The organism is Arthrobacter sp. TE12232 (assembly GCF_054062615.1).
In genome coordinates, this window is record NZ_JBSSFK010000001.1 from 1,583,222 (window position 1) to 1,598,868 (window position 15,647).

The following is a 15,647-nucleotide window of genomic DNA, read 5'->3' on the forward strand; positions in this document are numbered from 1 at the left end:
GGACTTCCTTGGTCTGTGGCTGTTCGTGGTGGTGAGGGGGTCAGCCGAGCAGCTTGCGCTGGCGGCTCTTGTGGTCGACGTAGGTCTGGAAGGCCTGCTTCGTGGATTCGAGTTCGGAGACCTGGGAGACCGGAACGTCCCACCACGACTCGGAGCTGGGGGCATCCAGCAGCGGGTCGGATTCGACGTGGATGACGATCGGGCCGCCGTTTTCCGGGGCGGCCTTGGCGTCGCGGATGGCCTGCTCAAGCTCGGCGATGACCTTCTCGCCGGGTTCGATCCGGATCACCTTCACGCCGAGGGACTCGGCGTTCAGGGCCAGGTCCACCGGCAGCCGCTCGCCGTCGTCGAAGCTGTGGTGTTCCTCATCCAGGGCCCGGTACTGGGTGCCGAAGCGCTGCGAGCCGAGGGACTCGGAGAGCGAGCCGATCGAGGCGTAGCCGTGGTTCTGGATCAGGACCACGATCAGCTTGATCCGTTCGGCGACGGCGGTGACGAGTTCGGTGTGCATCATCAGGTAGGAGCCGTCCCCCACCATCACGACGACGTCGCGCTGCGCCCCGCCCTTCGCGGCTTCGGCCAGGGCGGCACGCTTGACGCCGAGGCCGCCGGGGATTTCGTAGCCCATGCAGGAGTAGGCGTATTCGACGTGGTAGCCGAACGGGTCCCGCACGCGCCACATCTTGTGCAGGTCTCCGGGCAGGGACCCGGCGGCGCAGATGACGACGTCCGCCGCGTCCATGGCGCGGCTCGTGGCGCCGATGATCTCGTTCTGCGCGGGCAGCGGGGTGAAGCGGGTGTCGAAGGCCGCATCGACGGTGGCGTTCCAGCGGGTCTTCTCGTTCGCGATCTGCTGTTCGAGGTCCGCGCCGATCCGGTAGCCGCCGAGGGCCTGGTTCAGCTTCACCAGGGCCTTGCGGGCGTCCGCGACGATCGGCAGGGAGGTGCCGTGTTTGTAGGCGTCGATGGCGGCGACATTGATGTTGATGAACTTCACGTCCGGGTTCTGGAACGCGGTCCGGGACGCGGTGGTGAAGTCCTCGTAGCGGGTGCCGATGCCGATGATGAGGTCCGCTTCGGCGGCGATGGCGTTGGCCGCCGTCGTGCCGGTGGAGCCGATCGCGCCGAGGGAGAACTTGTGGTCCCAAGGCAGGACGCCGACGCCGGCCTGGGTGTTGCCCACCGGGATGCCGGTAAGTTCGACGAATTTGGCGAGTTCCTCGTTGGCGTAGGCGTAGAGGACGCCGCCGCCGGCGATGATCAGGGGGCGCTTGGCGGCGCGGATCGCGTCGGCGGCGCGGCGGACGTCCTCGTCGTCGGCGTCGGGGCGGCGGATCCGCCATTCGCGTTCGGCGAGAAATTCCTCGGGCACGTCGAAGGCCTCGGCCTGGACGTCCTGGGGCAGCGAGATGGTGACCGCACCGGTCTCGGCCGGGTCGGTCAGGACACGCAGGCCGTGGTGGAACGCCGAAAACAGCTGCTCGGGCCGGGAGACCCGGTCGAAGAACTTGGACAGCGGCCGGAAGGCGTCGTTGACGGTGATGTCGTAGGCGTAGGGCTGCTCAAGCTGCTGCAGCACAGGGTCGGCGGCACGGGTGGCGAAGGTGTCACTCGGCAGCAGCAGGACCGGCAGCCGGTTGGTGGTGGCCAGCGCCGCGCCGGTGAGCAGGTTTGAGGAACCCGGGCCGATCGAGGTGCTGATCGCGAACGTCTGGCGGCGCCGGGTGTGCCGGGCGTAGCCGACAGCCTGGTGTGCCTGGGCCTGTTCGTTGCGGCCCTGGTAGTACGGCATGATCGTCGGATCGAGCTGCTGGTACTGCTTGAGGGCCTGGCCGACGCCGGCAACGTTGCCGTGGCCGAAGATGCCGAACGTGCCCGGAATCAGGCGTTCCCGGAAGTCCCGGCCGCCGATCGAATCGACGGTGTACTGCTTGGACAGGTATTCCACGACAGCCTGGGCGACTGTCATTCTGCGTGTTCCTGAGGCAGTTCTCATTCCCATGGGAAGTTACTCCGATGCTTTCAGGGGGATGCGGTCCGACCAGGTCGGCCCAGCAATCCCAGCGTGCTCTGCGGCTGCGGGCACGGACGCTTTGTTGTTTAGCAGCGAGGCGGCGGTTGCCACGGCGCCGGCGACGTCGCCGTCGTGCGGGTAGAGCAGGGTCCGGCCGACCGTGAGGCCCTGGACACCCGGCAGGGCCAGGGCCGCCTGCCAGCTGGCGAAAACGTCCTCCTGGCTGCCCTCGGGGTCTCCGCCCAGGAGCACGGTGGGCATGGTGGTAGACGCCATGACACGTTCCATCTCGGCCACCACGGGGAGCTTCATCCAGGTGTAGGCGCTGGTCGCGCCGAGGCCTTCGGCAATGCCGACGGACTTGATCACGGCGTTGGTGGAGAGGTCGTTGCGGACCTTGCCGTTCTCCCAGACGGACAGGAACGGTTCCACCATGGCGATCAGCTTGCGCTCGGCCAGGGAATCGATCGCCCTCGCCGTTGCCTCGAGCGTGGCCACGGTGTCCGGATCACCGAGGCAGATGCGCGTCAGCATCTTGCCGCCGTCGGCGCCGAGGGCCTCGAGGGCGGCCGCGGTGTGGCCGGTGAAGCGGTCATCGAATTCGTTGACCAGGCCGGAGAGGCCGCCGCGGTTCATCGAGCCGAAGAGCAGTTTGCCCTCGAGCGCGCCGAGCAGGAGGAGGTCGTCCATGATGTCCGGCGAGGCCAGGACACCGTCCACGTCCGGGTTGGCCAGCGCAATCTGCAGGCGGTCCAGCAGCTGGCGGCGGTCGGCCATGGCCACCGGATCGCTGCCGACCGCGAGGGCCCCGCGGGCGGGGTGGTCGGCGGCGACGATGAAGTTCTGCTTGCCGGCCTTGACGCCGGGGTGGCGGCGCCGGGCCTTCGCGGCGCGGGCGATCGCGTCCGGGTCTTCGAGCCGGATGATGCTCAGGTGCTCGTAGCGGCGGGGGTCATCGCCCAGCGTGAGGGTGGCGGCGGCCGGGTTGACACTCACAGTGTTGCTCCTTCGGTGGCGTAGGAACCCGGCGCCAGACGGCCGCGTTCGGCGAGCAGGCCCGTGACTTCTTCCGGCGTCGGCATTGCGTCGGCGCAGGACAGGCGGGAGGCGACCAGGGCGCCGGCGGCGTTGGCGAAGTCGAGCACCTGGGCCAGCGGCCAGCCGGAGAGCAGACCGTGGCAGAATGCCCCGCCGAAGGAGTCGCCGGCGCCGAGGCCGTTGACGGTTTCCACCGGCACCGGGGCGGAGACGATGCGTTCGGTGCGGGTCTTGGCCATGACGCCTTCCGGTCCAAGCTTCACGACCGCGATTTCGACGCCGGCGGCGAGCAGCCGGTCGGCCTGTTCGTCCGGGGTGCCCTCGCCGACGGCGACGGCGCATTCCTTGTCGTTGCCGATTGCCACGGTGACGTGCGGCAGGATCTTGCCGACCTGTTCCCGGGCTTCCTCCTCGGAGGCCCAGAACATCGGCCGGTAGTCGAGGTCAAGGATGGTGAACTGGCCTGGCTTCAGCCCGGTGCGCGGACGTGCCTCGTGGGCCTTGATGTGGGCGGTGCGGCTGGGCTCCTGGCAGAGGCCGGTGACGGTGGACCAGAAGATTCCGGCGTCCCTGATGGCGTCCAGGTCCAGTTCCTCGGCCCTGATCTGCAGGTCCGGCGCCGTGGGGAACCGGCCGTAGAAGTAGAGCGGGAAATCTTCCGGCGGCTTGATCGCGCAGAACGTGACCGCAGTGGGCCACTCCTTGACCGCGGTGACGTAGGAATCGTCCACGTTGAACTTGCGCAGCTCGCGGTGCAGGTACTTGCCGAAGGCATCGTCGCCGGTGCGGCTGATAACGGCGGTGCGGCGGCCATGGCGGGCAGCGGCGACCGCTACGTTGGATGGGGATCCGCCAAGGTACTTTCCGAAGGACGTGACATCCTCCAGATCCACCCCGATGTCGTTCGGGTAGATATCAACGCTGATTCGCCCGATCGTGAGCAGTTCGTGGGTCACGGTGATCGTGGACCTTTCTGGTGTGAACTCGGTACCTTTTCGCAGCCTGAGCTTCGGTGCTTAGGGGCCGGCGTGAGCCGGGCCACATCCACTACTTTGCCCTAGAATCCATGTACTGTCAAAGGTTTGTACTGACATATTTACAACTTGACACGGGACGCACTAACAGCGCCGTGGAGTGGCCGTCCTGACGGCGGCAGGACGGCCCTCGGCTACTGACTGGGGACCCCAAGTTCGCCGGTCATGTACTGGGCCCGGCCAAAGCCGAACGACCAGTCCCCGGCCGTGTTTTCGACGTAGCCAATGAAGACGTCCTCGCCGGAAACCCCTACCGCGGCCAACTTTTCCGCGATGGCAGCGAACAGGGACTGCTTGGCGGGCTGGCTGCGCCCGGCCTGGGTGAAGATCTGGATCATCACAACATCCGGCGTCCGGTCAAAGCCGAGGCCGGCGTCCTGGGCGACGATCTGCCCGGCCGGATGTTCCGTCAGGATGTGGAAGTAGTCCCGTTCCGGAATGCCGTATTCAGCCACGATCGCAGCGTGGATTCCCTGGCTGAGTCCCTGCAGCTGCTCCGTGGTGCGGCCCTGATTGACGTCGATTCGCACGAGAGGCACTCGCGTCTCCTTCGGTAGTTTGTCCTGACATACTAACAAAGTTCGAAGGAGTGGCGCAAGGATTCCCGGGGGCTCACAGTGTTGGGGTATTGCGCGGCTCGGAGTGTCGGCGTAGCGTTAACAACCTAGAGATTGATCAAGCAGTTAGTTGATTAATTAGTTAGTTGATTACTGAGCAGGTGACTACTGAAGAGGAGGCACCCACCCCATGGATTCCAGCGACGACGGCGACCTCGACGCGGCCTTCCTGGCCCTCGCCGATCCCGTCCGGCGCCGCATCATTGCCCGGCTCAGCCGGGGTCCGGCCACCGTCAATGAACTGGCGGAACCTTTCGGGATCACCAAACAGGCGGTCTCGAAACACATCCAGGTCCTCGAGAAGGCGCAGCTGGTCACGCGCACCCGTGACGCCCAGCGCCGGCCCGTTCACCTGAACCCCGCACGGCTTGAGGCGCTCACCGCCTGGATCGACCAGTACCGGCTGATCCGCGAGGGCCAGTACCGCAGCCTTGACGCCGTGCTTGAAACCCGCGCCGCGCAGGGCGGCACACAGGCAAAGGACGCATCATGAGCAACGCACTGACGCTGAAGGTCCCCGCGGGACTCCCCTTCATCGACTTCGAGCGCGACTTCGACTTCCCGGTCTCCGAGGTCTTCCGGGCGCATCAGGACCCCGAACTCGTCGCCCAGTGGCTCGGGCCGCGGAGGATGCGCATGAGCATTGACCACTATGACTTCCGGACCGGCGGCAGCTACCGCTACACCCACACAGCGCCGGACGGCAGCGCGTATGTTTTCAGCGGCGTCTTCCACACCGTCCGCGAGAACGACTTCGCCATCCAGACCTTCGAGTTCGACGGCTACCCGGATGTGGTGAGCCTCGATTCCATGACCTTCGTGGATCTGGGTGGCGGCCGGTCCCGGCTCATCGGCCACGCGGTCTACCCCAGCGTGGAGGCGCGCGACGGCATGGCGCAGTCCGGGATGGAGGGCGGCATGTCCGAGGGCTACGACCGGCTCGAAGAAGTCCTCACCGGGGCAAAGGTCTAACCGGAGCCCCAAATACATCGAACACAAAGTACGACGGCGGCAGTGCCACCTCCGCCGGGAAGGTGGCACTGCCGCCGTCGTACTTGAACAACAACGCGGGGCCACTTCGCGCCCGTCCCAGTGAGTGGGACGGGCCGCAAGTGACCCCGCGTTGCTTTTGGTGCGTGGTGCAGGTGCTTCGAACTAAAGGGTTGCGAAGACCTCACGCAGGAGCTTGGCGGTCTCGGACGGCGTCTTGCCGACCTTGACGCCGGCAGCCTCAAGGGCTTCCTTCTTGGCCTGGGCGGTGCCGGCGGAGCCGGAGACGATGGCGCCCGCGTGGCCCATGGTCTTGCCTTCCGGGGCGGTGAAGCCGGCCACGTAGCCGACAACCGGCTTCGTGACGTGTGCCTTGATGTAGTCGGCGGCACGCTCTTCGGCGTCGCCACCGATTTCGCCGATCATCACGATCGCCTTGGTCTCCGGGTCAGCTTCGAAGGCCTCGAGGGCATCGATGTGGGTGGTGCCGATGACCGGGTCGCCGCCGATGCCGATGGCGGTGGAGAAGCCGAGGTCGCGCAGTTCGTACATCATCTGGTAGGTCAGGGTGCCTGACTTGGAGACGAGTCCGATGGGGCCCTTGCCCGTGATGTTTGCCGGGGTGATGCCGACGAGGGCCTCACCCGGGGTGATGATGCCGGGGCAGTTCGGGCCGATGATGCGGGTGACCTGCTTGCCGTTGGCGTCGACCTTGGACTGGGCCAGTGCCCAGAACTCGGCGGAATCCTGGACCGGCACGCCTTCGGTGATGACCACGACGAGGCCGATGCCGGCCTCGATGGCTTCAACGACGGCGTCCTTGGTGAAGGCCGGCGGCACGAAAACGATGGAAACGTCAGCGCCGGTCTCGGCCATGGCTTCCTTGACGGTGCCGAATACGGTGATCTCGGTGTCGCCGTGCAGGACCGTGGTGCCGGCCTTGCGGGCGTTGACGCCGCCAACAACGTTGGTGCCGGCCTTGAGCATCAGGGCGGTGTGCTTGGTGCCTTCGCCGCCGGTGATGCCCTGGACGATGACCTTGGAGTCCTTGTTCAGATAAATAGACATAGTCGAGTCCCTCTACTTCGCTGCGTTGGCGAGCTCGGCGGCCTTGTCGGCGCCCTCGTCCATGGTGGCGGCCAGGGTAACCAGCGGGTGGTTGGCCTCGGCCAGGATGCGGCGGCCTTCCTCAACGTTGTTGCCGTCGAGGCGGACGACCAGCGGCTTGTTCGCGGAGTGGCCCAGCTCGGCCAGTGCGCCAACGATGCCCTTGGCAACGGCGTCACAGGCGGTGATGCCGCCGAAGACGTTGACGAAGACGGACTTGACCTGCGGGTCGCCCAGGATGACGTCGAGGCCTGCTGCCATAACCTCGGCGGACGCTCCACCGCCGATGTCCAGGAAGTTGGCGGGCTTGACGTTGCCGTGGTTCTCACCGGCGTAGGCAACGACGTCGAGGGTGGACATCACGAGACCGGCGCCGTTGCCGATGATGCCGACTTCGCCGTCCAGCTTGACGTAGTTGAGGTCCTGCGCCTTGGCCTTGGCCTCGAGCGGGTCAGCAGCGTCCTTGTCTTCAAGGTGCGCGTGCTTGGGGTGGCGGAAGTCGGCGTTCTCGTCGAGGGAGACCTTGCCATCGAGGGCAACGATGTCACCGGCGCCGGTCAGGACCAGCGGGTTGACCTCCACGAGGGTGGCGTCTTCCTTCTTGAAGACGTCCCAGAGCTTCAGAATTACGCTGGCGACCTTGCCGCGCAGTTCCTCGGCGAAGCCTGCAGCGGCGACGATTTCGTCGGCCTTGGCCTGGTCAATGCCCACGGCCGGGTCGATCGAGATCTTGGCCAGGGCTTCGGGGCGCTCAACGGCGAGCTGCTCGATTTCCATGCCGCCTTCAACCGAGCACATGGCCAGGTAGTTGCGGTTGGCCCGGTCCAGCAGGACGGAGAAGTAGTATTCCTCGGCGATGTCAGCACCCTGGGCGATCATCACGCGGTGGACGGTGTGCCCCTTGATGTCCATCCCGAGGATGTTGGTGGAGTGTTCAAATGCCTCGTCAGCGGTCTTGGCGACCTTGACGCCGCCGGCCTTGCCGCGGCCTCCGGCCTTAACCTGGGCCTTGACGACAGTTACGCCGCCGATTTTCTCGGCAGCTGCCTTTGCTTCTTCAGGGGTGTGCGCCACGATGCCAGCAAGCACGGGTACACCGTGCGCCTCGAACATATCGCGCGCCTGGTATTCAAACAGGTCCACGGTTTAGTGTCCTTCTACGTCGAAGTAGTTTCTGTACAGCCGGACCCCACGTATTCGCGGTTACCGGGCTGCGGAATAAACGCACCCTGCGACAAGCTTGGAAACGAGCCACACGGCGCAATGCTCCTCTGGGAACTCTAGTCCTTCGATCGGACCAGCCCGTTCCAGAGTACCCGTTATGTGAGTAAGGACACTATTCTATGGAGCGTAGAAAAACCGCTAGATTACGCGGTTTTTGGGGTGTCCGACGGCGTGCGGACCGGCCGTGAGGCCGTGTCAGATGCGCCTTCGTAACGTAGGCGGGAGGAGCCGGCGCAGGCGCCGGCAGATGCGCGGCGGCCGGCAGATGCGCGGCGGCCGGCAGATGCGTGCTCGGCGAGGGCCGGCGAGCGGTCATGCGCAATGGCCTTCTGGCGCGTGCGCTGGCGGTGCCGGCGCCGGGCACCTCCCCTAGGCGTCCAGCTTGGTCAGCGGCGCGTAGCGCAGCAGCAGCCGCTTCTCCCCGACGTCGAACTTCACCTTGGCGACCGTCTTGTCCCCGGCGCCCTCCACGGCAAGGACGGTGCCGTTGCCGAAGCTGGTGTGGTTGACCTTGTCCCCCACGCTGACGGCGACGATTTCCTTCTGCGGCTGGACCCTGTTCTTGGCCACGGCGGCGGGAACATCGGCGTTGAAGCCCGCAGACGGGCTGGCGCCGGCGCCGCGGGGCGTTCCGGCGCCCCAGAATGATCCGCTGTAGCGGCTGGAACCGATCGCGGGGCCGCTCCCCCAGCCGCCGCTCTGGCGGCTGGCGCCTTCCCGCTTCCATTCCACGAGTTCGGCCGGGATCTCCTCGATGAACTGGCTGGCCGGGTTGTACTGGCTCTGGCCCCACATGCTGCGAACCTCGGACCGAGTGAGGTAGAGGCGCTTCCGGGCGCGGGTGAGCCCGACATAGGCCAGCCGGCGTTCCTCGGCCAGTTCCTTGGGATCGGTGGCGGAGCGCTGGTGCGGGAACAGCCCGTGCTCCATACCGGTGAGGAACACGACCGGGAATTCCAGCCCCTTGGCCGTGTGCAGGGTCATGAGCGTGACGACGCCCAGACGCTTGGCCTCGGCCACCGCGGCGTCAATATCTGCCCCGGGAGCATCGGGAATCTGATCGGCGTCGGCCACGAGGGACACCTGCTCCAGGAAGGCGCCGAGGGAGCCTTCGGGGTTGTCGCGTTCGTATTCGCGCACGACGGCGACGAGTTCCGCCAGGTTCTCGACCCGCGATTCGTCCTGGGGGTCCGTGCTGGAGCGCAGCGCCGCGAGGTAGCCGGTCTGTTCGAGCACGGCTTCCAGGGCGGCGGCGGCACCCGAGCCGGAGGCCACCTCGGCGAGGTCGTCGAGGAGTTTCACGAAGCCCAGCACGGCGTTGACCGAGCGGGTTGCCATGCCCGGGGCTTCGTCGGCGCGCCTCGCGGCGGTCATGAAGGAGGTGCGATCGCGCTCGGCAAGGGCAGCGACAGCGCCCTCGGCACGGTCGCCGATGCCACGCTTGGGTTCGTTGAGGATCCGGCGGAGGTTGACGTCGTCGTCGGGGTTGACCAGAACCCGTAGGTAGGCGAGGGCGTCCTTGATTTCCTTGCGCTCGTAGAAGCGGGTGCCGCCAACCACCTTGTACGGCAGGCCCACGCGCACCAGGACGTCTTCGATCGAGCGGGACTGGGCGTTGGTGCGGTAGAAAATGGCGACGTCGCCGGGACGCAGATTGCCCTCGTCCTGCAGCCGGTCGATTTCCTTGGCGATGAACTGCGCTTCGTCGTGCTCGTTCTCGCCGACGTAGCCGACGATCTTTTCGCCGTCGCCCTCGGCCGTCCAGAGCCGTTTCTCCGGCCGGTTGGGGTTGCGCGAGATGACCGAGTTGGCGGCGCTGAGGATGGTCTGGGTGGAGCGGTAGTTCTGCTCCAGCTTGATGGTCCGGGCGTCCGGGTAGTCCTTCTCGAACTCCACGATGTTGCGGATGTCCGCGCCGCGGAAGGCGTAGATGGACTGGTCGGAGTCGCCCACCACGGTGAGCTCGGAGGCCTCCGGCCCCTCGCCGACAATCTCGCGCACTAGGGCGTACTGGGCGTGGTTCGTGTCCTGGTATTCGTCCACGAGGACATGCCGGAAGCGGCGCCGGTACGAGTCGGCGAGCGCGGGGAAGGCCCGGAACATGTAGACGGTCTGGGCGATCAGGTCATCGAAGTCCATCGCGTTGGCCTGGCGGAGGCGCTGGGTGTAGCCCTTGAAGACCTCGGCGACAGCCTGCTCGAAAGGATCGTTGTAGTTGGCGCTGGAGGCGTAGGAGTCGTCGTCGATGAGCTCGTTCTTCAGCGCGGAAATCTTGTGCTGGATGGCCTTGGGGGCGAAGCGCTTGGGGTCGAGGTCCAGGTTCTTGGCGACGAGAGTGATCAGGCGCAGCGAGTCCGCGGAGTCGTAGATGGAGAAGTTGGAATTGAGGCCGACGTTCTTCGCCTCGCGGCGCAGGATCCGGACGCAGGAGGAGTGGAAGGTGGAGATCCACATGGTCTTCGCCCGGGCGCCGACCAGGACCTCGATGCGTTCCCGCATCTCCGCCGCGGCCTTGTTGGTGAAGGTGATGGCCAGGATCTCGCCGTGGTGCGCCCGGCCCGTGGCGATCAGGTAGGCGATCCGGTTACTGAGCACCCGGGTCTTGCCAGAGCCGGCGCCGGCCACGATCAGCAGGGCGCTGCCGGCGTGTTTCACGGCTTCTTCCTGCTGCGGGTTCAGGCCTTCCAGAAGCTCGCTCGCGTTCGGAAGCTGCGGACCGTCCCAGGCGTTGCCAGGGGCGCTGCCGAGAGCATGGCCCGGGCCGAAGCCGTTGCCGTCCAGGCCAAAGCCGGCCTCTGAATCCAGCCCCGGAAGGCCGGTCCCGGAAGGCTCTTTGGTGCCTGCCGCCGCCTTGGAGGCAGCTTGGAAGGGTCCGTCGGCATAAGGGTCAAACAACATATCCATGGTGTATCTAAGTCTAGGCGGTGGCGCTGACAGCCACGTCCGCCCCTCGGGACATGCCCTCCGCCGCCCGCAGCCAGTGGACATGATCCCCTTATGCCCAGTCCTGACCACGAAGAATGAGTATGTCCCACGCAGGTTGGACCGTGGAGTGAGCATGTCCCGCGGAGCCTGCGCTAAAGAATGAGCATGTCCCTGAACATTGGACTGCGCGATGAGCATGTCCCTGAACATTGGACAGCGCGATGAGCATGTCCCGTGGAGGTTGGGCCGTGGAATGAGCATGTCCTGCGGAACCAGCTACCAATGGGCACAACCCCCATATGCCCACGCCTGAGCGCGAAGAATGAGCATGTCCCACGCAGGTTGGACCGTGGAGTGAGCATGTCCCGCGAAGCCTGAGCTCAAGAAAGAGCATGTCCCCTGAACGTCGGACTGTGCAATGAGCATGTCCCGCGGAACCAGCCACCAATGGGCACAATCCCCACATGCCCAGTCCTGACCACGAAGAATGAGCATGTCCCACTGAAAAACTTCGCTAGGGAATGAGCTTGCCGGCTGGCGGCGCCGGCCTGTTTATCGGGAGAAGCTCCAGGCTGGCTTAACGCATGAGGTCCATCTGCGACGCGAGCCGCTTCGCTTCCAAAGCCGTCTTAGTGGCAGTCTTGGCGCCGGCCAGCCTCTGGACGGCCACTGCGAAGTCTTGGGCTGTTGCGGTTGTCCGGTGATCAACAGGAATGGATTCCCAGAATTCCGTGCAAGTGGCGAGCAGTTCACTGGTCCCGGCAGGAAGCCTCTGCTGTTTGGAGGACGTCACCACAAGGGCGGTGAGCACCGGCCAGACACACTCCAGATGACCCTCATAGGCCACCAGCGCCATGGCCCTCGACAGCCGGCCCAGCGATTGGTCGCCGGCCTCGACGCGCTTCCGTGCAGCCATGGCCAGGTGTTCAGCTGACAACTGGCGCCTCGCGGCCATTTCCAGCACCGTTTCAAGGGTGCTGCTCCTGTCGTCCGGGCGGGAACTGGTGAGCATGGCAATGAACCAATCGTGAGTCAGTTGCCCGAGTTCTCCGGCCGTTGCCCCCGCAGGTCCGCCTGCCGCCAGTGCGACGAGCCCGCTGTAGACCACCCGCCTGTCCAACCAGATGGCGCCCAGGTCGGGCCAGAAAGGCACCACCGCCGAGGCCTCAGAGGCGAGCCACGTACCCAGATGTCCGCGTCCGCTGCCACTCCACACCTCTGGCGACAGAAGCTCCGGGGGGATCGACGGAAACCGTTCCAAGGGGACCGGCAAGGTAAGCGGAGCGTCCACCGGAGGGGGCCTGAATCCTCCTCCTCCGACCCACTCGCGCAGAATTCGACCGGCATGCCGCTCCTGCCCGTCCGGACCGTCAAATGGCAGGACGGGCAGTTCAGGGACATCGGCTGCCAGCCGCGCATCCATCGGCCCCAGGCGCAAGAGTGCCTGAAACAGGTCGGCTTCACCATACGCCCAGCCTTCGCGTTCAAAAAGCCGGAGCAGTGACACCAGCCTGCCCAGTTCCACACGGAAGTTGTCATAACTCGGTGTGGCCAGGGAGTAGGGCACGGTTCCTGCCTGGACCACCAGCTCACTTTGACGAAATATGTGGACTGCGGCCAAAGGACTCGACCAGCCAAAAGGGTCGTCCGTATCGGAGGAGCGGGCCAGGGATGCCCGGACCAGGCCGATCAGATTCCGGTGAGCGGCCAGGTTGTGTTGCCCTGATGCCCACATCGACAGGACAACCTCCGGGCCCGGGGCCGCCCAGTGCCGCCAGGTGTTCGGCGACCGCGGCCAGTTCCGGCGATACCAGTCCTGAACGTTTTGGGGGCGGCGGTAGACGGTCCGCAGGAAGCGATCAACATGCTGCTCGTCGGCGATGGAATGCTCGCGCGGTCCGAACCACCGCGGTAACGGTTTGTTCGAATCGACCTCTTGAGCCACGAACAGGGGAATTTCTGGAGGCTGTCGGACCCCCGTCCCCCAGAGCGATGTGGCGTAAAGCGGCTCTTCCCGGGCTGGGTCCAGACCTCGCCCCGTCATCTCCTTCGCTGTCGTCCGGACCAACAGATCGGAGGATCCGGCCGCCGCCTCCCAGCAGGCGGCAAGGACGTCGCCGTCGTATGCCTGCGCAGCCTGGAGCGACTTGAGGTGCCGAACCAAAAGCTCCTGGGGCTTCTTCTCCGTCCTGCCGAACACGGCAACACTCAGGTCCCGGAGGTCACCGCCGTCCAGTGGCGCCTGGAGCAGAAGCCCAAGCGCCGGGAAGGACAGGAATCCGGGGGCTGTGGCGACCACGGACAGCAGGAGCGGAATGCTGGCAGCAACCTCCCCAGGGCTGGGCGGACACCACTTCAGGACATCGGCCAACACTCGCTGGGTCGGGAGTCCATCGTCGCGTGCGAGCGCCGTGCGGAGCTTGTCGAAGACCTCCTCGCTGCTGAAGGTCTCCCGGTTGAGGTAGCCGCCGATTGCGGCCCCGACGGTCCACTCCGTCGGCGTTCCTACCCTGGCCAGGGGCCCCAGCGCGTCAGGCGCCTCAAAGCAACGCAACAGAGTTTTCGAAGCCGTCAGGTCCTGATCCCACAACTCCAGCAACGATTTCTGCATTTTCGGAAAGACCACCGCGCTTCCGGCGGCATTGATGCGGAACCCGAGTCCGGACCAACGGGGGGACTCAAAGTGCGCCGCAAGCTCATCGTTCCAGTCCTCGTGGAGCCGGCCGTTCGCGAGCCCCCGATAGTAGAACGCCCAAAGCCGCGGATAGGCCTCGAAATCTGCAGTGGCAACTCCAAAGTGCAGAATGAGCGGCAGGCAATAGCGGATGACGGTTGTGGCAATCTCCTGCCCGGCTCTCGCGTTCCGGCGGATCGCCGCGGCCACGAAGCGCCGGCACCAATGGTCGCCTTTTGAAACCAGAACATCCAGCAGCGTCAGGATCTGAACGTTGCGGTTCCATCCCATCGCCCGCCAGGGCAGGAATCTGGCGGCATCGGCAGGTGCGCTGACGGCGACGGTGACCATTTCCCTCACAATTGAGCGGGAATGCGAGTCGATGGGGCTGATGGTCCCGTGGAGTCGCCAGTCCAGGTCCTGGGTCAGCAGGGTCCGGCCGCCTTTGGCGAACCACGTCCTCGCCTCGGCGAGTTCGTCCGGCGGGGGCGCGGCAATGTATTCGCGAAGGGCAATCCAGTCTTCGGCTGTGGCGAGCCGGCGTACCTCCTGCACGAGCGGCGGGTCGCCGCGGCCCTCCGGCGCCGTCATGTGTTTTCCAGTACGTGGCCGGGTGCCGTCTCGAGCCGCAGAAGCTGAACGGCGAGCGCATGCTTGCAAGGACCCCTGGAGCCGCGAAAGTCGTACCACCAGGCACAGGTGCACTGGTAGAGTCCGTCCCCGACCGTCACCCGGTAGGCGTATTTTCCGTCTGCGGCCAGGACATCCCAGCAGTCCTCCAACGGGGATACCCCGCCCCGGGCAACAATGCCACGGGCAGCCTGCAGCCGGGGGTGGTCCCTGACGGTACGGCCCGGGTCCAGCGGCAGTTCCCGGTGGAAGTAGGCGTCTTCCACCAAGTCGAACCCCACCTTCCCGGAAGCACCCAACCAGGCCAGCCCCTGGCTGACGCGCTCCGACGAGAGACAGGTCTTTGCGCGGAGCGCCTCTATCGAAATGACCGCCTGCCATCCAAGGAAGTCCAGGACAGTCGCTCCGGCTTCCTTCACGCCAGGGGCGGCGAGTGCCGCAAGGATCCCGCCTTCCCCCGAGAATCCCCGGCCGGCCGCCGGGGACAGCAGCAGCGTGAAGTCGGCACCGGGGAGCCTGAACACCCAGCCGCTGGCCCCGTTGTCGTGACGGAAGATGTCCAGGCGGGTGGCGAATCGGGCGACCCGCCTGGCGGCGGCAAGCCGTCCGGTACCTGCCAGCGTGACCGTTGACGGCTTCGCCGCCGCCACCTCGCGCAATCCCCGGGCCGATGGCAGTAGGAAGACCGTGCGTCCGGGCTGGGCTGCCGGCAAGGAGGCCAGAAACTGACTGACTCCGGAGCCGGAAACGGCGGCCAGATGCGTCATGCCGGCAGCGATGGCGGGTGTCTCGGCGAAGCCGCGGACCCACCGGTCAGGCAGGTCCACCTTCCGCTCCACGTGGCTCTCTTCGGGAGTGGAGACCACCAGCCGGTCCCGGCCGACGTCGAAGTGGAGCAGGTCGTTGCGGTGCACGTTGGCGAGCGCAGAGCGAAGCGGGCTGTTGATGTCCACGTTGGTGGTTCCGAAGCCGATCTCGCCGCCATCCAGGCCGCTGCCCAGCAGGTCCAGCCGCGCCTGGACCCCATTGCATGCCGAAAACGACTCACAACGCAGGCGGTCTCCTCCTGCAGTCATGACCGGGTCTACGACATCGCTGAGCCGGAAACCTGCGTCGTAGTACCTCGACGCCGCGACGTCGGCAACGGCGAGAAGCGCGCTGGACACCACGTCCGGCCTTGCCGCAAACCCGTGAAAGAAGCTGGGATTTTCCACCAGTCCTTGTGGGGTGGCGCCCAGACCTGACTCCAGGAGGAGCCGCCTGGCGCCGTGAGCTTCAACGAGTACGGATTCGGCGAGGTAACCGCTCATCCTGCTCCCCGCAGCCGGCGGGTCCGCACCCGATCAGTTCCTCGTCTGGGCAGCACATCAGGCACGTCCGGAATTGGTGATCGG

The 15,647-nt window shown here is 65.9% G+C and carries 11 protein-coding genes; 2 read left to right on the top strand and 9 right to left on the bottom strand.

Going from position 1 to position 15,647, the window contains the following annotated elements; translation table 11 throughout:
• Positions 1-40 precede the first annotated feature (40 nt).
• From iolD to ACVWZ7_RS06945, 4 genes are all read right to left on the bottom strand, one after another.
• Positions 41-1,969, bottom strand: coding sequence for a 3D-(3,5/4)-trihydroxycyclohexane-1,2-dione acylhydrolase (decyclizing) (gene iolD / locus ACVWZ7_RS06930; protein ID WP_456506739.1), 1,929 nt, complete (start codon positions 1,967-1,969; stop codon positions 41-43).
• Positions 1,970-2,008: 39 nt separating this feature from the next.
• Positions 2,009-3,010, bottom strand: a complete 1,002-nt coding sequence (locus tag ACVWZ7_RS06935; protein WP_456507397.1) for a Cgl0159 family (beta/alpha)8-fold protein — start codon at positions 3,008-3,010, stop codon at positions 2,009-2,011.
• A complete protein-coding gene (gene iolC / locus ACVWZ7_RS06940) occupies positions 3,007-4,008 on the bottom strand; it encodes a 5-dehydro-2-deoxygluconokinase (protein ID WP_456507398.1) in 1,002 nt (333 codons plus the stop codon). Before iolC ends, ACVWZ7_RS06935 begins: the two co-directional genes overlap by 4 nt.
• 212 nt (positions 4,009-4,220) lie before the next feature.
• Positions 4,221-4,625 carry a tautomerase family protein gene (locus tag ACVWZ7_RS06945; RefSeq protein WP_456507399.1) on the bottom strand — a complete coding sequence of 135 codons (405 nt, stop codon included), beginning with the start codon at positions 4,623-4,625 and terminating at the stop codon, positions 4,221-4,223.
• Between the two features lie 208 nt (positions 4,626-4,833).
• Here ACVWZ7_RS06945 and ACVWZ7_RS06950 point away from each other — a divergent pair, with 208 nt between their 5' ends.
• The gene (locus ACVWZ7_RS06950) at positions 4,834-5,196 is read left to right on the top strand and encodes an ArsR/SmtB family transcription factor (RefSeq protein WP_456507400.1); all 363 of its coding nucleotides are present in this window, start codon (positions 4,834-4,836) and stop codon (positions 5,194-5,196) included.
• Positions 5,193-5,675 (top strand): SRPBCC family protein, encoded by a 483-nt coding sequence (locus tag ACVWZ7_RS06955; protein WP_456507401.1) that lies wholly within the window; start codon positions 5,193-5,195, stop codon positions 5,673-5,675. The genes ACVWZ7_RS06950 and ACVWZ7_RS06955 overlap by 4 nt, the downstream gene beginning before the upstream one ends.
• 183 nt (positions 5,676-5,858) lie before the next feature.
• Here the strand turns inward: ACVWZ7_RS06955 and sucD are convergent, their stop codons facing one another.
• The 5 genes from sucD to ACVWZ7_RS06980 form a co-directional block, all read right to left on the bottom strand.
• On the bottom strand, positions 5,859-6,761 hold the full coding sequence (gene sucD / locus ACVWZ7_RS06960; protein WP_018776033.1) for a succinate--CoA ligase subunit alpha: 903 nt from the start codon (positions 6,759-6,761) through the stop codon (positions 5,859-5,861).
• Positions 6,762-6,773: 12 nt separating this feature from the next.
• A complete protein-coding gene (sucC, locus tag ACVWZ7_RS06965) occupies positions 6,774-7,943 on the bottom strand; it encodes an ADP-forming succinate--CoA ligase subunit beta (protein WP_018776032.1) in 1,170 nt (389 codons plus the stop codon).
• 450 nt (positions 7,944-8,393) lie between these two features.
• Positions 8,394-10,928 (bottom strand): DNA helicase PcrA, encoded by a 2,535-nt coding sequence (gene pcrA, locus ACVWZ7_RS06970; protein ID WP_456507402.1) that lies wholly within the window; start codon positions 10,926-10,928, stop codon positions 8,394-8,396.
• Positions 10,929-11,526: 598 nt separating this feature from the next.
• Positions 11,527-14,214 carry a hypothetical protein gene (locus ACVWZ7_RS06975; protein WP_456507403.1) on the bottom strand — a complete coding sequence of 896 codons (2,688 nt, stop codon included), beginning with the start codon at positions 14,212-14,214 and terminating at the stop codon, positions 11,527-11,529.
• A complete protein-coding gene (locus ACVWZ7_RS06980; RefSeq protein WP_344363617.1) occupies positions 14,211-15,563 on the bottom strand; it encodes an SWIM zinc finger family protein in 1,353 nt (450 codons plus the stop codon). The genes ACVWZ7_RS06975 and ACVWZ7_RS06980 overlap by 4 nt, the downstream gene beginning before the upstream one ends.
• Between the last annotated feature and the right edge of the window lie 84 nt (positions 15,564-15,647).